Origin of the sequence: Paenibacillus sp. P3E, assembly GCF_001909045.1 — a bacterium.
In the GTDB taxonomy this organism is placed as follows: domain Bacteria; phylum Bacillota; class Bacilli; order Paenibacillales; family Paenibacillaceae; genus Paenibacillus_AQ; species Paenibacillus_AQ helianthi.
This window is the reverse complement of sequence record NZ_LVWH01000059.1, coordinates 76,626-97,221: the sequence shown is the minus strand read 5'-3', so window position 1 is coordinate 97,221 and position 20,596 is coordinate 76,626. Positions and strand designations below refer to the sequence as shown.

Below are 20,596 nucleotides of genomic sequence, written 5' to 3'. Positions count from 1 at the left end.
AAGGGAGACAGATATTGGGCATTCAGTTGCTTGCAGCCCTTTTGTTCAGGTGAGTCATATGATGTGGCACCACAGGGACGATAAGAAGCAGGATAGATATGGAAGTACAATCCAAACCATTAGGAGTGAGGCAAACATGCTGAAGATCGGCTTACAGTTGTATACGCTGAGAGAAGAACTGGAACAGGATTTTGAAGGAACCCTCCGCAAGGTAGCGGAGCTTGGATATGCCGGGGTAGAATTTTATCATTTCTTTGGACGGACGGCAGAAGAAGTAGTTGCACTGCTTCAGGAAACGGGTCTTACCGCGCTCGGCGCACATCGTCCATATGATGCTATGCTGAATGACACGGAGCAGGAAATCAGCTTCAATCTGGCTATCGGCAACCGCAATCTGATTGTGCCTTATCTGACTGAAGAGCAGCGCAATTGGGAAGAGGTTGCAGCGAATTTGCGGACTATTGGAGAGAAGTGCAGCGCTCGCGGCGCCGTTCTTTCTTATCATAATCATGATTTCGAATTCACGGAGCAATTCGGCGGACGGACCGCTTTTGACGGTATCTTCGAGGAAGTGCCTGCCGAAGTGCTGAAAGTGGAGATGGATACTTGCTGGGTATATTATGGTGGATATGATCCGGTAGAATATATCAACAAATACGCCGGACGCCTGCCGATTATCCATCTGAAGGATATGAAAAAGCGTGAAGACGGATCGGCGGAGACGGTTGTATTGGGCGAAGGGGAAGTAAATCTGGCTGCGATTCTGGAGGCTGCTGATGCAGCGGGTGCGGAATGGGCCGTAGTAGAGCAGGATTATTGCAGCAGATCACCGCTTGAAAGTGTAGCGGACAGCCTGAAATGGGTTAGAACATATGCCAATCAAGGAGGAAAAGTTCATGTCTAACAAACTCAAAATTGCTATTATCGGTTGCGGTGGTATCGCAAACGGCAAACATATGCCAAGTCTGTCCCGTCAAAAAAATGCCGAAATGATGGCTTTTTGTGACATCGTAGAGGAACGTGCACAGGAAGCGGCGAAAACTTATGGGACTGAGGATGCAGCTGTCTACACTGATTTCCGGGAGCTTTTGGCAAAAGGCGGATTTGATATCGTTCATGTATGTACACCTAATGACAGTCATTCCGTGATCTCCGTAGCAGCGCTTGAAGCCGGCAAACACGTGATGTGTGAAAAGCCGATGGCTAAGACAACAGCCCAGGCTCAGGAAATGCTGGACGCAGCACGCCGTACCGGCAAAAAGCTCTCCATCGCATACCAAAACCGCTTCCGTTCGGACAGTGAATATCTGAAGGGCCTCTGTGAAAGTGGAGAACTGGGTGAGATTTATTATGGCAAGGCAATTGCGCTGCGCCGCCGTGCGGTTCCGACGTGGGGAGTATTTCTGGATGAAGAGAAGCAGGGAGGAGGCCCGCTGATCGATATCGGGACGCATGCCCTGGATCTGACCCTGTGGCTGATGGATAATTATAAACCCCGGATGGTAGTCGGTTCGACATTCCACAAGCTGGGACAGAAGAAAAATGCGGCAAATGCCTTCGGTCCTTGGGATCCTGAACAATTCAAGGTAGAAGATTCCGCCTTTGGATTTATCACTATGGAAAATGGAGCGACGATCTCTCTGGAATCCAGCTGGGCACTGAATGTGTCCGAGTTCCGTGAAGCCCAAACTTTACTTGCAGGCACAGAAGGCGGGGCGGATATGAAGGACGGTCTACGTTTGAACGGAGAACGTGCAGGACGTCTGTACGAGACCAAAGTGGATCTCTCCTCCGGCGGTGTAGCCTTCTACAGCGGAGAAGCGGAGAGTGAAGCAGACCGTGAAGCCCGCTTGTGGCTGGAAGCAGTAATTGAAGACAAAGAACCCGTTGTAAAACCGGAGCAAGCTTTTGTAGTTACACAAATTCTTGAAGCAATCTATGAATCGGCACGGACTGGCCGTGCGGTGTATTTTGACGGAAGCTCAGACAAATAACTGGCAAAGTTAACGTCTATCGAAACAGGAGTGGAGACCATGAGTTCACAGAAGCATACAATCGTCATCGTTGGCTATGGCGGAATGGGAAGCTATCACACACAATTGATTGAGGAGAACGGCCGCCTGGAGGTGGCCGGAACGTTCGATCTGCTAGAGGAACGCCGCAGTGCTTCGGTAAAAGCGGGATTTACGGCTTATGCCAGCTATGAGGAGGTTCTGGCTGATCCGAAGGTTGGAACCATACTGATTGCTACACCTAATGATGTGCACAAAGAAATCGCCATCGCAGCTTTTAGAGCCGGTAAACATGTAATCTGCGAGAAGCCCGTGGCATTATCCTCGGATGAATTCAATGAAATGCTTGAGGCGGCTGAAGCCGCCGGACGTATCATGATGGTGCATCAGAACCGCCGGTGGGACGAAGACTTCAGGATCATCAAGGAAATGTATGAGCATAACACAATCGGCCCTCTGTTCCAGCTTGAATCGCGTGTGCACGGAGCCAATGGCATCCCCGGTGACTGGCGGCATGTGAAGGCACAGGGCGGCGGCATGCTGCTGGATTGGGGTGTTCATCTGCTGGATCAGTTGTTGTTCATGATTGACAGTAAAGTGACCAGCGTGAGCAGCAGCTTAAGCTTCATTCTGGGCAATGAAGTGGATGACGGCTTCGAGGCGCTGCTGCAATTCGAGAATGGCGTCAAAGCCGTCGTGGAAGTTGGAACTACTAACTTTATTACACTGCCAAGATGGTATGTAAAAGGTACTGAAGGCACCGGAATTATTGAAGATTGGTCATTGACGGGACGGATCGTTACCCGCAATCAGGAGAGCGAAAGACGGGAGCCTACCCCAATCCGCGCCGGTGTAGGCCTTACGAAGACCATGGCTCCTCCATCAGAAGGGGCGACGATTACAGATGTGCTGCCGACAGCAGTGAAGCTGTCCTCCAGCTTCTATACCAATTTTGCCGATGTCATTGAGGGAACGGCAGAGCCGATTGTCAAAAATGCCGAGGTCATGCGTGTGCTGAAGCTGATCGAGGCGATATTTGCGGCGGCTGAAACCAATCAGACCATTAAGGATTTTGACGAGTATTGAAATGAATGTTTATCCTGAACGAGAGGCGGCAGAACAATGAAACTTGGAGTATTTATGGTGCTTTTCGGCGGTCGCAAGCTGGAGGACGCGCTGGATTATGTAGCTTCCAAAGGACTTAAGGCTGTAGAGATCGGCACTGGAGGCAATCCGGGCAACAGCCACTGTGATCCCAAGCTCCTGCTGGAGAATGAGACTGCACTCAAAGAATTCAAGCATGCGGTAGAGTCACGCGGTCTGATGATTAGTGCACTGAGCTGCCACGGTAATCCGCTGCATCCGCAGAAAGAACTGGCCCGTAAGGATCACGAGGATTTCGTCAATTCGGTCAAACTGGCGCAGAAGCTTGGTGTTTCTGTTGTGAACACCTTTTCAGGTTGCCCAGGCGATCATGAAGATGCGAAATACCCGAACTGGCCGGTAGCTCCATGGCCGAATGACTACCAGGAGATTCTGACCTGGCAGTGGGAGAACAAAGTGATCCCTTATTGGACAGAATGGGGTGCGTTTGCCTCGCAGCACGATGTGAAGATTGGTCTTGAGCTGCATGGGGGCTTCTCTGTTCATACGCCCGCTACTCTTCTGCGTCTCAGAGAGGCAGCAGGTGAAGTGATCGGCGCGAACCTTGATCCGAGCCATATGTGGTGGCAGGGCATTGATCCGGTGCAGGCCATTCATATCCTGGGACGTCAAGGTGCAATCCATCATTTCCATGCCAAAGATACCGTGATTGATCCAGTAAATGTGAATATGTACGGTTTGACTGATATGCAATCCTACACGAATATGCTGGACCGGGCGTGGCAGTTCCGTTCGGTGGGCTATGGCCATGATGTGAAGGTCTGGGCGGATATCATCAGCGCACTCCGCTTGGTTGGTTATGATTATGTGGTCAGTATTGAGCACGAGGATGGACTGATGTCTATTGAAGAAGGATTCTCCAAAGCGGTAGACAATCTCCGCCAGGTACTAATTGAGGAACCTCTTGCCGATATGTGGTGGGTCTAAACAAATGGAGAGTTTTACTAAAGTCAAATTGGATGATCAGCAGCTGAGAACTTTAGTAACGGGTACGTTTGGAAAGGATACATCGATCATCAGCAGCAAGGAGTTGACCGGAGGTTTTTTTAATACTGCCTACGATCTGGAATTATCGGACGGACGATCCGTGATTCTGAAGGTCGCACCCTCTGATGAGACAGCAACGCTGAGCTACGAAAAAGACATCATGCGCGCAGAAGTGGAGGCACTTCGTCTGGTTCTGGCAGCAGGCAGCGTTCCGGTTCCAGCCGTCTATGGATTCGATGAGAGCCGCGAACGGATTAGAAGTCCTTATTTTTTCATGGAAAAGGTTGAAGGGATGCCCTACAATGAGGTCAAAGAGAGCCTCACGGATGAAGTGAAAGCCTCCATTGAACTGGAGCTGGGCCGCTATCAAAGGCAAATTAATGAGATAAAGGGCGGGCACTTTGGGCTTTTTGGGGAGTCTCCTGATGGAACAGGAAGAACATGGCGTGAGACCTTCACAAAGATGATTCATAATGTGCTGGACGATGGTCAAAGACTGGGGGCTGCGCTCCCGTCTTCGTATGACGAAATCAGGCAGGGGCTGGAGAGGTATCTGCCTGCACTTGATGAGGTAACCGAACCGCGCCTGATTCACTGGGATCTGTGGAATGGCAATATCTTTGTCCAAGACGGTGCGATTGTCTCGATTATTGACTGGGAACGCGCGCTGTGGGGGGATGTCCTGCTCGAATATTACTTCCGGCACTTTGAGAATTCTCCGGCATTCTTGGAGGGCTATGGTGCAGTGTTTAACAGTCCGGGCGAGCAGCTCCGCATCAGGCTGTACGACCTGTATCTTGATCTGATTCTGGTCATCGAGTATTACTCCAGGCAATATAAGGATGAGAATCATATTGGCTGGGCGTTTGATAATTTGCGTGAAACCTTGAAAGACTTTGTGAACACAGTGGAAGTATAAATGTGAAAAAGCGGAAGGCCGGTTCTCACAGGAGACACCGGTCTTCTTGCCTGTGAACGGCACAGCGGACTTGAACGGGGCCGTGTGTAATTTTGCTATACTATTGCGGTTCGTGTATATTTTGTTAGGGATGAACGCGTTTGCTTCGGCATCGCCGGTTTTCAGAAAATTCTTGACGTAAGCACATGTAAATAGATAAAATAATACTTATTGTGTGTTTTTTACGTATTGAGAATCATTATCGTAATTTGAAAAGAAACGAGAGGGTGACAGGATGGAGCGCCTTTTAGAGGTAAAAGACCTGGCTATATCATTCAGAACACGCGGAGGCGAAGTACAAGCGATCCGTGGTGTAAGCTTTCATGTGAATAAAGGGGAAACACTGGCGATCGTGGGCGAATCCGGTTCCGGTAAGAGCGTAACTTCGCAGGCTGTCATGAAGCTGGTTCCCCAGCCGATGGGTGAATACAAGCGCGGACAGATTTTGTTCGACGGGCAGGACCTGATTGGTAAAAATGAAAAGCAAATGCAGAAGATCCGCGGGAAAGAAATCGGAATGATTTTTCAGGACCCGATGACCTCGTTGAATCCGATGATGAAGGTCGGCAAGCAAATTACCGAAGTGCTGTTCAAGCATGAGAAAATCTCCAAGGATGCTGCGTACAAACGCGGGATCGAACTGCTGAACCTGGTAGGGATACCTTCACCGGAACGCCGTTTTCAGCAGTATCCACATGAGTTCAGCGGCGGGATGCGCCAGCGTGTGGTGATTGCCATGGCACTTGCAGCCAACCCTAAGCTTCTGATTGCCGATGAGCCGACCACCGCGCTCGATGTAACGATTCAGGCACAAATCCTGGATTTGATGAAGGATCTCCAGAAGAAAATTGATACCGCAATTATCTTCATTACCCATGATCTCGGGGTTGTAGCCAGAATGGCTGACCGCGTTGCGGTAATGTATGCCGGTCAGATTGTTGAAATGGGCACAGCGGAAGAAATCTTCTATGACCCAAGACATCCGTATACCTGGGGTCTGCTGGCTTCCATGCCAAGTCTGGAAAGTAAGGGTTCTTTGCTTACTGCGATTCCCGGAACGCCTCCGGATCTGATCAAGCCGCCGAAGGGCGATGCTTTTGCACTCCGCAGCACTTATGCGATGCAGATCGATATGGAGAAAGAACCTCCAATGTACAAGGTGTCCGACTCCCATCTGGTAAAATCCTGGCTGATGCATCCGATGGCGCCAGCGGTAGAGCCGCCTGAAGTGGTGAAGAAAAGACGGCGTGTTCTTAGCAACGCTTATCCGCAGCCGATCCTGGTAGAGAACGCCGGAGATTATTAATATATTAGTTGTAAGCGTCAAGCTCCTTTATGGACTTGGCGCTTTTTTGCGTGAAATAACGGATTAATGTTTAGATAAGTGTGAAACAAAACTAATATATTTAAATAAAAGTATTGACTATTTCATCTCCGGACAGCAAAATGTAAGGGTATACATAGGAGGTTGAAGGATGAAAAAAAGAACGTTTACCACTTTATTATCATTGTCTATTTTGACGGCATGCAGCAACAGCAACCCTGAATTTAATAATGTTTCTGTACATGATCCCTCTGTAATCAAAGTAGATGATATGTATTATGTCTTTGGCTCCCATCTGGCTTCGGCCAAATCCAAAGATTTGATGGACTGGACGCAGGTGTCTTCTGGCGTTGCCGACGGCAATGTGCTTATTCCCAATGTTACTGAAGAATTAAGTGAAACGCTCAGCTGGGCACAGACGGATACGCTATGGGCACCTGATGTCATTCAGCTGTCTGACGGGAAATTCTATATGTACTATAACGCTTGCAAAGGGGATTCTCCGCTGTCGGCAATGGGAATAGCTGTATCCAGCAAGATTGAAGGACCCTATAAAAATAAGGGGATCATTCTCAAATCCGGTATGACTGGCACAGGCGATGACGGTGAAATTTATGATGCAACGAAGAAGCCTAACGTAGTTGACCCTGACGTGTTTTTTGACGAGAACGGTAAGCTTTGGATGGTATATGGTTCCTATTCCGGCGGGATCTTTATCTTGGAGCTGGATGCCAAGACAGGTATGCCGCTGCCTGATCAGGGTTATGGCAAAAAACTGCTCGGAGGCAACCACGCCCGGATTGAAGGGCCTTACATGCTGTACAGTCCTGAAACCGATTATTATTATCTATTCCTTTCTTATGGCGGACTGGATGCGAAGGGCGGATATAATATCCGTGTTGCCCGCTCCAAGAACCCGGATGGTCCATTTGAAGACTCGGAAGGCAAGGCTATGCTGGATGCGAAAGGTACAGCAGGTGTATTGTTCGATGATCCGGCTTACTCTCCATATGGAGTGAAGCTGATGGGGAATTTCGAATTCACGAATGCAGGGCTGGATCCGGAGGCAAACCGGGAGGGTTATATCTCTCCTGGCCACAATTCCGCATATTATGATGCCAAGAGTGGACAATATTTTCTTATTTTTCATACCCGCTTTCCTGGGAGGGGTGAGGAGCATGAGGTTCGTGTACACCAGATGTTTATGAATACCGATGGATGGCCAGTGGTAGCGCCGCACCGATATAGCGGAGAGAAGATTGGTAAGTACACTGCCGTGGAGATCAGCGGCGGTTATGGATATATTAACCACGGCAAAGAAATCTCGGCGAAAGTTGCCGGCTCGAAACCGATTGAATTAACCGCTGACGGAAAAATTACCGGGGCGGTTGAAGGGACCTGGAAGCTGACGGGAGAACATAATGCTGAGCTGATTATTGACGGTGTGGCCTACAGCGGAGTTTTCCTCAAGGAGTGGGATGAAGCGGCCGGTAAAAGTGTAATGACGTTTTCTGTGGTATCGTCTGCAGGCATCTCGCTCTGGGGAAGCCACGATTTACCGGAAACAGAGGAGAACTAACCGGCAATTTAGCCCGTTGCGATCGATATAGCTAGAGTTAACAAGCTCCAGGTGCAGCACGACAAAAAGGCACCAGCGGTAAACCTTCAGCCCCTCCTGCGTGCAGGGGAGCTGAAGGTTTTTATGGATTTTAGTGTCTGGCTATCGGATCACTCCGTATATTTCCGCAGTACAATCACAGCATTATGACCTCCGAAGCCAAAGGAATTGGAGATTCCGATGTGCAGGTCCGCTTGGCGGGCGGTGTTCGGCACATAATCCAAGTCACAGACTTCATCGGGCTCCTCCAGATTGATGGTGGGTGGAATAAGGCCTTCCTGTATACTCTTAACTAATGCAATGGCCTCAAGGCCTCCGGCGCCGCCCAGGGCATGCCCTGTCATTGATTTATTTGCCGTCACCGGAATGCGGTAGGCCTGATCGCCGAACAGCTTTTTGATCGCCATCGTTTCTGAACGGTCTCCCACCAGAGTGCTGGTGGCATGGGCGCTGATAACATCCACCTCACCTGGCTCTATATCCGCCTCTTGGAGCGCCAGTTTCATGGCCTGATAGGCGCCTATGCCTTCCGGATGGGTGGCCACCATGTGATAGGCATCCGAACTGGCACCATAGCCGGTCACTTCGCCGTAAATGACGGCATTTCTCTGCAGAGCATGAGATAAGGACTCCAGGATGACAATCCCGCTCCCCTCCCCGATGACAAACCCGTCACGGTTCGCGTCAAATGGACGGCTCGCTTTGAGCGGTTCAACATTATGTGTGGACAACGCAGTCGCATTTCCGAAACTGGCTAGTGATATTTCGTTAATGGCGGCTTCAGCACCTCCTGCAATGACAACATCGGCACCGCCGTACCGGATCAGCCGGAAGGCTTCACCTATGGCTGTATTCCCGATGGAACAGGCCGTTACAGGCGACAGAGCAGGTCCAAGTGCCCCCAGCTTAATACTGATCAAGGCTGCAGCCATATTCGAGATCAGCATCGGGATCAGCGTCGGACTGACTCTTTCCGGTCCGCGAGAACGCAGCACATCGGCTTGCTCCATTAAGGTCTGAATCCCCCCGACACCTGAGCCTACATAAACCCCAAATCGTTCGCGGTCTATCTTGTCCAGCTGAAGCCCGGAATCAGCCCAGGCGTCTTCGGCAGCAGCCAGAGCGAACTGGCTGAACCGGTCCATCCTCCGCGCCTCCTTACGGCCAAACCGGCCCTCAGGATCGAAATCGTGCACAGCACCGGCAATCTTTGTTTTGAAATGTGAAGTATCAAATGTGGTGATCGGAGAGATCCCCGACTCACCTGCCGACAAGCGTCTCCAGAACTTCTCTACTGTATTTCCTAGCGGCGAGACCAATCCCATGCCGGTAATCACTACGCGCTCCATAATTATCCCCCTAAAAGTTTTGATAGCATAAGCTCCCATGAATCTACTCCGCAAAACTCACAACGGAAGCATCCACAATGTTTTGACAGCATAAGCTTCCATAAAGAAACTGTGTTATACTCGCAGCCGAAGCATGTAACTTTTTTTGTTATACGTTTATTTTTCCACTTTATTTATCCTATTACAATTTGTCGTTTATCATAGTATAATTAATACTATTCTATACATTGTTCAGGAAGAGGCGCATAGATTATGTCTACTCAGACCAGGCTACAGGCTTTATCCGACTTCTTAAAAGCAAGGCGGGCGGCGATATCGCCTGCCTCCGCAGGGCTGCCTCAAGGCACGCGCAGAAGGACCCCGGGCCTGCGGAGGGAAGAGGTTGCGCAGTTAGCCGGAGTCAGTAACACCTGGTACACCTGGTTGGAGCAAGGCCGGGATATCAAAGTCTCGCCTTCTGTATTGGACTGTATTGCGGCCGCTTTGCAACTGACCAAAGATGAGCGCAGCTATTTATTTGCCCTGGCACTGGAGAACGGGCCTGGAGCTGCCCTTTATCCGCAGGAGAACATCTCCGAGATCAATCCTTCATTGCAGAAAATTCTACAGGAGTTGACCACCTGTCCGACTATTATTTCCGACCGGCGCTGCGGGATTGTGGGTTGGAATGAAGCGGCTGCGCATGTGTTTCTCGACTTTGCCAAGCTCCCGCCGAAGGAGCGGAATATGATCTCTCTTCTATTTGTCCGGAAGGAATTCAAGCGCCTCGCCGTGAACTGGCAGCAGTTCGTCAGCGGGTATTTATCCATATTCCGGGCCTATTACGGCCAATATGTGGAGGACCGCTGGTATGATGATTTCATTGCGGAGATGAAGCAGCAGCATCCGGAGTTCAACACGCTGTGGGAAGAGAGCCGTGTCAGCTCAGCTCCCGATGTTGTGCTTGAATTCCGCCATGCAAAAGCTGGCAAAATGCTGTTTCACCTGACCTCGCTCCAAGTACACGGCAGCACCGATTTACGGTGCAGTATCTATACACCGGCAGGGGACTCCAATACAGAAGCAAAGCTCAAGCAGCTGATGGAACAGCACGCCCAGGAATGATGATAAAAAATCTTTATGGATTCATAAAAAACTATAAATATGCAATGTAAGGTTTGACGTTTATACTCCTAATATGATGTTTAACTTATGGAATCGGAAAAGGAGCAAAGTATAATGGCAAAAGTGACCGGATTGGAAGGCGTAGTGGCAGGGGAAACTGACATTGGTCTGGTGGACGGTGAAAAGGGGTACTTAGTATACCGGGGATATTGGGCGAAAGAACTTGCAGTGACACGCACTTATGAAGAGGTAGCCTATTTGCTGTGGAACGGACACCTGCCATCTGCGGAAGAGCTGGTACGGCTTAAGAACGAAATGGCTGCATCCCGTCAGTTGCCAGGGTATATCCGGCAGATCATTGAACTGATGCCTGCTTCCGTTCCAATGATGCTGGTGCTGCAGAGTACCATTGCTGCACTTGGAGAGCAGGAGAATACCTCTTGGCCCCCGGTACTAGCGCAGGCGGTAAGGCTGGCATCCATCCTCCCGACCATTATTGCTTATAGATACCGTACGCTGAACGGATTAACACCACTGGAACCGTTATCAGAGCTTGGGCATGCGGCCAATTACTTATACATGCTGACTGGTGAAAAGCCGACCGAGGCGCATGTGCAGGCGCTCAGTGCTTACCTGATTCTATGTATGGAGCACGGCATGAACGCTTCAACCTTCGCTGCCCGCGTGGTACTGTCTACCGAGTCGGATATGAATGCTGCAGTCGCTGGTGCAATCGGGGCTATGAAAGGGCCGCTGCATGGCGGTGCCCCGTATGAAGTAATAGCCATGCTCGAGGATATTGGCACCCAGGAACGGGCGGAACCGTGGCTGCGGAAGGCTCTGGAGAGCGGAACCAAGATCATGGGTTTCGGACACCGGATCTATAAAACCAAAGATCCGCGTGCTGAAGCCCTTCAGATCGCGACACAAGAAATGATCGGCAAAGATCCTTCTTTTGACTTGGCACTTCATGTAGAAGCAACAGCTATACATTTACTTCAAGAATACAAGCCGGGCCGCAGACTGTTCACCAACGTGGAGTTTTATGCTGCTGCAATTCTTAAGGCGCTGGAGCTTTCACCGGACATTTTTACACCAACCTTTACAGCAGGAAGAATTATCGGCTGGACCGCCCATATTATGGAGCAGGCTGCCAACAACCGGATTTTCCGTCCGCAATCCGTCTATACCGGCCCTATGCCCCAGAACGAATTCTAAAAAAAGCTGCAGAATCATTCCTGAGGTTAATCTCTTAGAACATAGCTAGTAAGTATGCAAAAACATCCCCGTCCGATAAGCGGCCGGGGATGTTTTGAGTAGAGGGATGATCATGAGTGAGAGTATGAGGGGGATACTCTGGCGGTGCTCTAGAAATCGGATGTTGCAATTTCAATGGTGCCAAAGACAGCGCCGGCAGCCGTGCTGAGAAGTGCGGCAACCAGAAGTGCTTTGACAGAAAGGGTAAGGCTGTTCAGTGCAGGGATGGTATAAGTGACAACTGGCGCATTGACCCGGTAAATGACAAGATCCACAGGGAATGCAGAACCGTTGTTTACCGTTACAGCTGCATCAATGCCACCTGCCAGATTCTCGTAATAGGATTTACCTACAGAGGGTGCCAGGTTGAAGAATTGAATGGGTAACAAGATAGCCATGGTAACGACCTCCTTTTCATTTGATAGAATATTCTATTCTGTTACTCTATTATTGTTTTGACGAATGACATGGGAGGTTAGCACAAATTAATAGCAAGCCTATAGTTGGATTAATATTCCATCCAGGATGGAACATGGCTGCCCTTGCACTGGTATTGAAGTTTGCGGCTAACTAACGTTAGAGATTCAGCAGGTTGTAATATGTTACACTGGGAGTAATTCTGTTAATAGTAAGGAGAATTAAGATGATCAAGCTGGTATCCTGGAATGTGAATGGGTTAAGAGCCTGCGTTAGCAAAGGCTTCATGGAATACTTCAAAGAAACGGCTGCAGATATCTTTTGTGTACAGGAGACCAAGCTTCAAGCCGGACAAATTCTTCTGGAACTGGGAGAAGAGTATGAACAGTACTGGAATTACGCAGTGAAGAAGGGGTATTCGGGAACGGCGGTATTCACGAAAATCAAGCCGCTCTCTATAAGATACGGCATGGAAGAAGATTCAGAGCCCGAGGGCCGGTTGATTACACTGGAATTCGCTGACTTTTACTTGGTGAATGTCTATACTCCGAATGCAAAACGGGATTTGACGAGACTGGATTACCGGATGGAATGGGAGGATCGCTTCCGCAGTTATCTTCAGGAGCTGGACAACCGTAAGCCAGTGCTGGTGTGCGGAGACCTGAATGTTGCCCATCAGGACATCGATTTGAAGAATGCCAAAGCCAACCGCGGAAATTCAGGCTTTACCGATGAAGAGCGGGGGAAGATGACGGTACTCTTGGATTCGGGTTTTATTGATACATTCAGACACCTTCATCCCGATCAGGAAGGGGCCTACACCTGGTGGTCTTATATGCCGAAGATCAGAGAACGGAATGTAGGCTGGCGCATTGATTACTTTTTGGCGTCTTCACGTCTTGCACCGCAGCTGGAGCTGGCGGGGATGGAGTGCAGTGTAATGGGTAGCGATCATTGTCCAGTGTTTTTGCAGCTTGAGGGTATACAGGAATCCTAACTTTAAATGGATAATAATAAGGGCCGTACATCCCCAATCAGGATGTCCGGCCCTTTGCAATTCTGTAGTTAATGATGTCCTATGCCAGATAGCCAACGAATTCTGCTTCACGATCCTCAGGGGACATGGAAAGATTAAATTGTTGATGAAGTACCATGGAAGTATCCTTAACCGACACTTCCATAGTAAGAAAGAAAGGAGTTTCTACAAACAGCAGTGTCATCTTAAGCTTGCCCTCCGCAGTTCAGGTGAAGCTGGAAGAAATCAGGTTTTTGGTAGAGTCCAAGATTTGCGCGAAGCTTTCTACCCATTTGCCTCGCCCAAGCTTGATAATCTGTTTACCGTACATACCCTGCAACATTAATAACGCCTCTGTAGTGTTAAAAGAAACCGAAACGGCTTCCAGTTGCTGCGGATTATCATCCATTCTGAATACTTTGCCGTTCAAGAACGCCTCAAGGACTGAAGCTTCCTTCTGCCGCTCGGGCTGAAAGCTTAAACGGTCAAGAAGCAGAGCAAGCTCCGCATTCGCAGCAGAACCGTTTGGGGCAACGGATGATTCTGTTCTCATGGCAGGCAGCAGATGCTCCCATACCCCGTTCATAATACGCTGTATATCACTGCTTCCGCTTGTTATGGCAACCACAGCATCCTGCTCAGGCATCACAATGCAGAGTTGGCCGAAAGCGCCGTCTCCACGAAATCCGCCATGCTGGCATTGCCAGAACTGATAGCCATAACCCTGCGACCAGTCGCTGGAGGCTGCTCCCGGACTACCATCATCATTGCTGATTTGCTTGGAGGTTGCGGCGGAAATCCATTCCGGGGTCAGCAGTTGACGGTTATTCCACACTCCTGGTTGTAAATACAGTTGTCCAAATGCTGCAATATCCTCGGTAGTGATGCTTAACCCAAATCCACCTAGATTGATCCCCCGGGGAGCCCCAGGTTGGATGTTGTATGCCCAGCGGTACAAACAAGCGGGGTTCCAGGTATTCCAGTAAGGTGAGACCGCTTACTTTTTGCAAAATGGCAGACAGCATATACGAAGCGCCGGTGTTGTAGAGGAAATGGGCGCCGGGTGTCTTATCAACCGGAAGCTTCAGGAAAGCTCGGACCCAGTTGCTGTCTTCGCTGCTCATCATTGGTGGCATGGTATCCTCTGTATGGCCGGTGCCCATCATCAGCAGGTGGCTGATGTTCATCTGCGCCAGATTGGGGCTAATGTCTGCTGGGGCATCATCAGGGAAGAAAGCCACCATCTTATCCTCTAGTGACAATAACCCCTCTGCCACCGCCAGGCCAATTGCTGTCGAGGTGAAGCTTTTACTGAGTGAGAACAATCATATCTCCCTTGATAGACGTGGATAAGAGCTATACCTACTATATTATACTAATCCTGGACAAGGAAAAAGGAGTCCTGCATGGGACTCCTACCTGTTCATATTATGTAATCTCACAAGTCTTCCCGGTATCGGCGTGCTGCTGATCAGGCCAGGTGATCCTGTTGCAGGTCCGGCTCAGTTGTTCATATACCAGCACCGGGTTTCGCTTGAATATACGGATTACAAGATGAATAAAGAATATGAAATTCATGATCATTACTCCACCATACATGATTCCCATCCATGGACCGGATACACCGGAGAGCCAGGAGGGAGTAAGCAGATAGACATTCACCCCAATTATAATTCCGTATAGGAGCAGATATCTTAGGATCAATCCCCATAACCGGTTGTGTCCGTCTTCGCTGCTTATGCGGATGCGGACAACCCATTTGCCAAAGGTCCGCCCGCCGGTACAGAAAGGAAGCACTACAAAATAAACCCCTGTCGTGATCCAGTAAGCGCCTGGGGCCTGGAAGGAATGGAGCAGCAGGAACAGCATGATCCAGATAGGCGCGTCTAACCCCGCAGCGATGCCTCTGCGGGTATAAGTGACTCTTTTGGCGGATAAATCTACCCGGGTGTCCAGCTGTTCGATTCGTGGCAGCAGAGCGGATATCCAGAGCGCAATCCGGTATCCGGTGATTCCACCCAGTGTATTGGTAAGCAGGTCGTCGACATCGAAGATCCGGTATGGATGATCAAAAAAACCGTAAATTCCCGTGATCTGAGTGATCTCAAAAAGCAGTGAAAGCGTAAAGGAGAGCAGAATGCAGACGACCCAGCGTGTGCGGAAATAATAACCCAGGAACATACCAAACGGTACCGTCAGAAATACATTGAATACGGCCTGAAGGAAATCCGGTTGCCGGAGGATCCGGAGGTAAGATAAAGGTTCATCTGCGCTTACGTTGGAATTGCGGACAATATCCTGGATGAACTGAAGCGGTATATGCTGAATCATATTTCCCGTAGGCATAGCATTATGCCTGGACGACGGCATCGGGAGCATAATCAGATAGAATGCGTTCAGCAAATAGAGCAGCAACAAATAAAGGACGAGTGCCCTAATCTTGTTGATATAGCCGTATCGCCTGTATTGAACCACGAGGAAGGGGAGTGTGAACAGTAGCGCTGCCACAGGAAAAGACATGAACGCATAAGAGATTGGAGATAGATAGGATTGAAACATGAGCCACCTGCCGTAAATAGGATAGTAAAAATTCTGAGAACACCTCTATACGTTAGACGCTGCTGCCTGCAGGTATCACTGCAATTCGGAGTGACACTTATTTATTTTGCCCATCCGGCATAGATATGTCAGGAGAGGAGCGTGAAGCAATATGGAGAAGAAGGTGCAGCAATATTACAAACTGAAGGCTAAACAGAAAGAGCTGGAGAAGGAGCTGGGTGAGCTTCGGCAGGACATCTTGGCATTTTGTGCAGAACAGGGGGTTGCGGATAGTGAAATCGGGGGTTACAGAGTGAAGCTGGTCACGCAGAACCGTAAGGAATACGATGACGACAAGCTGTATCAGACGTTATCCGATCCTGAGGTGTGGAGGCTGCTCTCCAAAGCAGATCCGGCAAAAATCGCCAGTCTGGTCAAGCTGAATATCATCGGAGAAGACAAGATCACCCACACTTATGCGGTTAAGACAGTTACACTGTTGCAGGTGGATAAGAAATAGGGCGGATCACAGCTGAGTAGTGGACAATCATATACTTTTTTCATATTTATCTCACAGAATTCCCGTATCCAATTGTTATTCTAAAGTCACTTCAAAGGAAGAGGTGGTTCAAGATGAATAACAAATGGACAAGAAAAGCAATTGCATTACTGGCAGTGATTAGCGTGGTAGGAGGCTCGACAAGTGCATTTGCGGCAGCAGCACCTGTCAAGGCAGCAGTTACGACAAAGGCATCAGCACCGATTGTCAAAACAGTTACAACCGCAAAAGTAGCTACACCTGCTGTAAAACACGTTGCACTGCCTAAAACCGCTGCAACACCAGCAAAGGCAGTAGCAGCAACAAAATCGACAACAAAATCAACAACAGTAAAAGCACCAGCAAAAACTACAGTGAAAAAAGCATCCACTAAAAAAGCATCAGCAAAAACTGCAGTGAAAAAAACATCAACTAAAAAAGTATCAGCTAAAACTGCAGTGAAAAAAGCATCCACTAAAAAAGTATCAGCTAAAACTGCAGTGAAAAAAGCATCAACAGTAAAAGCACCAGCCAAAACTACAGTGGCAAAGACATCAACAGTAAAAGCACCAGCCAAAACTACAGTAGCAAAGACATCAACAGTAAAAGCACCGGCCAAAACTACAGTAGCAAAAACATCAACAGTAAAAGCACCGGCAAAAACCGCGGTAAAGGCACCGGCAAAAACAACTAAGAAATAAGGAATCTAATACATCCTTCTGATCTTGTAAGTCAGCTTCATATTCTATCTTCAACCAAGACGGGGCCATACACAGGTTTCCCGTCTTTTATCTATTGTGTTACGCTGTATATATAAAAGGCTGATATAGAAAGGCAGAGTGACTTTACGGTGAGCAAAATAGTAGTGGTAGACGATGACCTTTTCATCTTACAACTGCTCTCTGAGTATTTGCGGAAGGAAGCCTATGAGGTGACTTCATTTGCCAGCGGGGCTAATCTGGTGGAATATGTGCGCTTGGATGAACCTGAATGTCTGATCCTGGATATCATGATGCCGGGAATTGACGGACTTTCTCTACTAACTGAAATACGTTCGTTTACCGAGATTCCAATTATTATGATTTCTGCACGGGGGGAAGAAAGTGACCGTATATACGGGCTGGAGCTGGGCTGTAGCGATTTTTTAAGCAAGCCGTTCAATCCTCGTGAACTGGTAGGCAGGGTTAAGGCAATGCTGCGTCTGTATAAATTAGGGAATGGTTCGTCTGTTGACCCTGCGGCTGCATCCAAAATGGAGAATATATGCCATGCCGGAAATCTGGAGATCTATGCTGATTTTCGCAGGGTCTCTGTGAATAACACGGAAATAAGCCTGACCTCGCGTGAATTTGAATTGCTTCTTTTTCTGGCATCGCATTTAGAGCGTCCGTTTGACCGGGAACAACTGATCCAGCATGTATGGAATTATGATTTCTTCGGAGATGTCCGGGTTGTGGATGATCTTGTCAAAAGAATCCGTAAAAAGCTTACTGAGCACGGTTCTTCACTACTGATTAATACGGTCTGGGGCTTCGGCTACAAAGCGACCGTGAACAAAATATAGATGCATACTATTAGAGGCAAGATGCTGTTGTCCTTTTTTTTGGCGCTTGTGGTTACGGTTGGAATTACGGTAGCTCTGTTCGTCAGTCTGATTGATGATATTCTGGTGAATCAGGTCAAGGCTCAGCTGCATGGGCAGGCAGAAAAAGCGGAGAAAATATTGCGTAATGGCGATATCTCCGGACTAAACAACACGGAATTCAAATATGTAGTAAAGGGTCTGATGCTGGATGCGGACTATCTTATTCTCGATCCAAATAATAAAATCATCGATGCTAACGACGACAGGGAAGTAGGAAACACCCTGAATTATGCACTTTCCGGGCGGAAGGGTATAGCGGTATTGCACGGCAGAAAGATTCTCTTCACCAAAGAACGTTTGGCCGGCCGGCCTTATTCTATCTTCATCTATGCTCCACTCTCCTCACTTAGAGCGCTCTACGGTTCCTTGATGCGGACAACACTTCTGGCGATTGGATTCAGTCTCTTAATGATCCTGGTCATAGGCCTATTGACCGTTTCGAGGGTAGTGCGTCCATTGAATCAGCTGAAGGAAGCAGTAGGCCGCTATGAGCCTTACCGTTCGCAGGATGAAGCCTTTCCGGTGGGAGATACCACAGAAATCGGCGAATTGATTACTACTTTTCAGTCGATGTCTGACCGCATACAACAGCATCAGCGCAATCAGGTTGAGTTCCTGCAGAACGTTTCCCACGAGCTCAGAACACCGTTGATGTCGATACACGGTTTTGTGTTTGCCATCCAAGATCAGGTGGTTACACAAGAGACGGGACTTGAAGTCATTTTAACGCAGTCTGTGCGGTTGATGGATATGGTGGACAAGCTGCTTCAGCTTTCCAGGTTGGAGGCGGTCGATGAATATTGGCCTGCATCAGCAATTGATCTTCGTACAATGGCAGAAGAAGCGGCACTCTTACTCATGCCGGCAGCTAATGAACGGGCAATTAAGCTCCAGGTGGAAGGGGCGAGCCTTCAAGTTGTTGTCGCTGGAGAGCAGCTGTTCCAGGTTCTGGTGAATCTGCTGCAAAATGCTGTAAGACATACTTCGAGCCAAATTTGTGTGCGAATCGATGCGGAATATCCCGGAGCTGTCTGGGCCATACATATTGACGATGACGGCAATGGATTAAGTGAAATGGAGCGGGATGCTGTTTTCCAGCGGTTTTATACCGGATCTAACGGGGTTACCGGACTCGGTTTGGCGATTTGCCGACAGATTGCCACGAATTTAGACGGAGAGTTAGTATACTCCACCTCCCCTCTTGGCGGTGCGCGGTTCAGTTTTATTAAACATATCGGGCGGTTAACCGGAACGGGTGCATAAATGGAATTCGGATTGGACTCGCAACCTCATGTATTTTACGGTAAAATTACAGTGGATACGAACCTCCGGCTGCTACAAGCAGCGGAGATGTTTCGCATAAGGCACAGTAATTAAAGATACGGAGGAAATGAAGCGATGAAGGATTTTGATCGGATGCTGGAGAAATATGCGGACCTGGTGGTCAAGGTCGGAGTGAATATTCAGCCTGGACAAGTACTGATGATTCATTCGCCGCTGGAAACAGCAGAGCTCACCCGCCTGATTGTAGGCAAGGCGTATGAAGCAGGAGCTAAATATGTGCTTGTCGACTGGGATGACGAAAAGGTAACTCGGATTCGCTACGAGAAGGCCGCAGAGGATTCTTTTGGATATTATCCGCAGTGGCATGCTGATATGCTGGAGGGATTTGCGGAAGAGGGCGGAGCTATTTTACATATTAAGGTGCCTGATCCGGAATTGTTCCGCGGCATTGATTCCTCCAAAGTATCCACTGCAGTAAAGGCCGCAGCCATAGCGCGCAAGAAATATCAGAACTATACCCGCAATAGCCGAATCAGCTGGTCACTGATCAAAGCGCCAACGAAGGCTTGGGCGGACAAGGTGTTCTCGGATTTGCCGGAAGAACAGCGAGTGGAAGCGATGTGGGAGGCTGTATTCCAGATGAACCGTGTGGGCAGCGAGGACCCGGTAGCTGCCTGGCGCGGGCATATTACCGATCTCAAGGAATCCCAGGAACGGATGAATGCCAAACGCTACAAAAGCTTGCATTACCGCGCTCCGGGAACGGATCTGCACGTAGAGCTTCCTGAGGGACATCTCTGGCGCGGCGGTGGCGGTGAAAATGCGGCCGGAGTCTATTTTGTAGCCAATATGCCGACTGAAGAAGTATATACTATGCCGCACCGTAAGGGAGTCAACGGGACAGTAAGCAGCACACTCCCGCTGAATTTGAACGGACGGCTTGTAGATGGGATTAAGATTACCTTTACAGACGGAAAAGTAACGGCTTATGATGCAGAATCCGGACGGGAGCATCTGACCTCTTTGTTAGAAACGGATGAAGGAGCTTCTTATCTGGGAGAAGTGGCGCTGGTGCCGCATGATTCTCCTATTTCACGTCTGGATCGAGTATTCTACAACACCGGAATCGACGAGAATGCTTCCTGCCACTTTGCACTCGGCAGCGCGTATCCGGTAAATATCGAAGGTGGAACCTCACTGAGCAGCGAAGAACTGCTGGAACGGGGAGCCAATGTCAGCTTGACGCATGTTGACTTCATGGTCGGCTCCGCAGAGCTTGATATCGACGGCGAATTGGCCGATGGAACCATTGAACCCGTCTTCCGCAAAGGAAACTGGGTACTATAAAACACAGGGAATTATATCACTAACTTTTATATCCGTTAC

19 protein-coding genes and 1 pseudogene are annotated in these 20,596 nt (G+C 49.0%); 15 read left to right on the top strand and 5 right to left on the bottom strand.

Annotation, left to right across the window (positions count from 1 at the left end):
• Positions 1-136: 136 nt before the first annotated feature.
• The 7 genes from A3842_RS07440 to abnB all read left to right on the top strand — a co-directional run bounded on the left by A3842_RS07440 (position 137) and on the right by abnB (position 8,024).
• Positions 137-904, top strand: a complete 768-nt coding sequence (locus A3842_RS07440; protein ID WP_074100936.1) for a sugar phosphate isomerase/epimerase family protein — start codon at positions 137-139, stop codon at positions 902-904.
• Positions 897-1,994: a Gfo/Idh/MocA family protein gene (locus tag A3842_RS07435; protein WP_074100935.1), complete on the top strand. Its 1,098-nt coding sequence runs from the start codon at positions 897-899 to the stop codon at positions 1,992-1,994. Before A3842_RS07440 ends, A3842_RS07435 begins: the two co-directional genes overlap by 8 nt.
• Positions 1,995-2,033: 39 nt before the next feature.
• Entirely contained in the window at positions 2,034-3,098 is a 1,065-nt protein-coding gene (locus A3842_RS07430) for a Gfo/Idh/MocA family protein (protein ID WP_074100934.1), read from the top strand.
• 36 nt (positions 3,099-3,134) lie between these two features.
• The gene (locus A3842_RS07425; RefSeq protein ID WP_074083640.1) at positions 3,135-4,103 is read left to right on the top strand and encodes a sugar phosphate isomerase/epimerase family protein; all 969 of its coding nucleotides are present in this window, start codon (positions 3,135-3,137) and stop codon (positions 4,101-4,103) included.
• 4 nt (positions 4,104-4,107) lie between these two features.
• A complete protein-coding gene (locus A3842_RS07420) occupies positions 4,108-5,082 on the top strand; it encodes a phosphotransferase family protein (protein WP_074100933.1) in 975 nt (324 codons plus the stop codon).
• Between the two features lie 274 nt (positions 5,083-5,356).
• Positions 5,357-6,427: an ABC transporter ATP-binding protein gene (locus A3842_RS07415; RefSeq protein ID WP_074083638.1), complete on the top strand. Its 1,071-nt coding sequence runs from the start codon at positions 5,357-5,359 to the stop codon at positions 6,425-6,427.
• A gap of 169 nt (positions 6,428-6,596) precedes the next feature.
• Positions 6,597-8,024, top strand: a complete 1,428-nt coding sequence (abnB, locus tag A3842_RS07410) for an arabinan endo-1,5-alpha-L-arabinosidase AbnB (RefSeq protein WP_074100932.1) — start codon at positions 6,597-6,599, stop codon at positions 8,022-8,024.
• A 149-nt stretch (positions 8,025-8,173) separates the two neighbouring features.
• Here abnB and fabF read toward each other — a convergent pair whose 3' ends face one another.
• Positions 8,174-9,412 (bottom strand): beta-ketoacyl-ACP synthase II, encoded by a 1,239-nt coding sequence (fabF, locus tag A3842_RS07405; protein WP_074100931.1) that lies wholly within the window; start codon positions 9,410-9,412, stop codon positions 8,174-8,176.
• Between the two features lie 252 nt (positions 9,413-9,664).
• On the opposite strand from fabF, the gene A3842_RS07400 reads away from it, so the two are divergent.
• On the top strand, positions 9,665-10,516 hold the full coding sequence (locus A3842_RS07400; RefSeq protein WP_074100930.1) for a helix-turn-helix transcriptional regulator: 852 nt from the start codon (positions 9,665-9,667) through the stop codon (positions 10,514-10,516).
• Positions 10,517-10,630: 114 nt separating this feature from the next.
• A complete protein-coding gene (locus A3842_RS07395) occupies positions 10,631-11,734 on the top strand; it encodes a citrate synthase/methylcitrate synthase (protein WP_074100929.1) in 1,104 nt (367 codons plus the stop codon).
• Positions 11,735-11,883: 149 nt separating this feature from the next.
• Here the strand turns inward: A3842_RS07395 and A3842_RS07390 are convergent, their stop codons facing one another.
• Positions 11,884-12,171, bottom strand: coding sequence for a hypothetical protein (locus tag A3842_RS07390; RefSeq protein WP_074100928.1), 288 nt, complete (start codon positions 12,169-12,171; stop codon positions 11,884-11,886).
• A gap of 248 nt (positions 12,172-12,419) precedes the next feature.
• Here A3842_RS07390 and A3842_RS07385 point away from each other — a divergent pair, with 248 nt between their 5' ends.
• Positions 12,420-13,187, top strand: coding sequence for an exodeoxyribonuclease III (locus A3842_RS07385; protein WP_074100947.1), 768 nt, complete (start codon positions 12,420-12,422; stop codon positions 13,185-13,187).
• A 79-nt stretch (positions 13,188-13,266) separates the two neighbouring features.
• Here the strand turns inward: A3842_RS07385 and A3842_RS32420 are convergent, their stop codons facing one another.
• The 3 genes and pseudogenes from A3842_RS32420 to A3842_RS07370 form a co-directional block, all read right to left on the bottom strand.
• Positions 13,267-13,410, bottom strand: a complete 144-nt coding sequence (locus tag A3842_RS32420; RefSeq protein WP_178382309.1) for a hypothetical protein — start codon at positions 13,408-13,410, stop codon at positions 13,267-13,269.
• 21 nt (positions 13,411-13,431) lie between these two features.
• Positions 13,432-14,482: pseudogene (locus A3842_RS33235) on the bottom strand (serine hydrolase domain-containing protein).
• A gap of 151 nt (positions 14,483-14,633) precedes the next feature.
• Entirely contained in the window at positions 14,634-15,764 is a 1,131-nt protein-coding gene (locus A3842_RS07370; protein ID WP_074100925.1) for a VanZ family protein, read from the bottom strand.
• A 151-nt stretch (positions 15,765-15,915) separates the two neighbouring features.
• Between A3842_RS07370 and A3842_RS07365 the strand changes: the two genes are divergently transcribed.
• The 5 genes from A3842_RS07365 (at position 15,916) to A3842_RS07345 (ending at position 20,557) form a co-directional block, all read left to right on the top strand.
• Positions 15,916-16,263 carry a hypothetical protein gene (locus A3842_RS07365; RefSeq protein WP_074083630.1) on the top strand — a complete coding sequence of 116 codons (348 nt, stop codon included), beginning with the start codon at positions 15,916-15,918 and terminating at the stop codon, positions 16,261-16,263.
• A gap of 113 nt (positions 16,264-16,376) precedes the next feature.
• Positions 16,377-16,982: a hypothetical protein gene (locus tag A3842_RS07360; protein ID WP_074100924.1), complete on the top strand. Its 606-nt coding sequence runs from the start codon at positions 16,377-16,379 to the stop codon at positions 16,980-16,982.
• A gap of 149 nt (positions 16,983-17,131) precedes the next feature.
• Positions 17,132-17,845 carry a response regulator transcription factor gene (locus A3842_RS07355; RefSeq protein WP_074083628.1) on the top strand — a complete coding sequence of 238 codons (714 nt, stop codon included), beginning with the start codon at positions 17,132-17,134 and terminating at the stop codon, positions 17,843-17,845.
• Positions 17,846-19,189, top strand: a complete 1,344-nt coding sequence (locus A3842_RS07350; protein ID WP_074083627.1) for a sensor histidine kinase — start codon at positions 17,846-17,848, stop codon at positions 19,187-19,189. It begins immediately after the preceding gene.
• Positions 19,190-19,324: 135 nt separating this feature from the next.
• Positions 19,325-20,557 carry an aminopeptidase gene (locus A3842_RS07345; protein WP_074100923.1) on the top strand — a complete coding sequence of 411 codons (1,233 nt, stop codon included), beginning with the start codon at positions 19,325-19,327 and terminating at the stop codon, positions 20,555-20,557.
• The last annotated feature ends 39 nt before the right edge of the window (positions 20,558-20,596 follow it).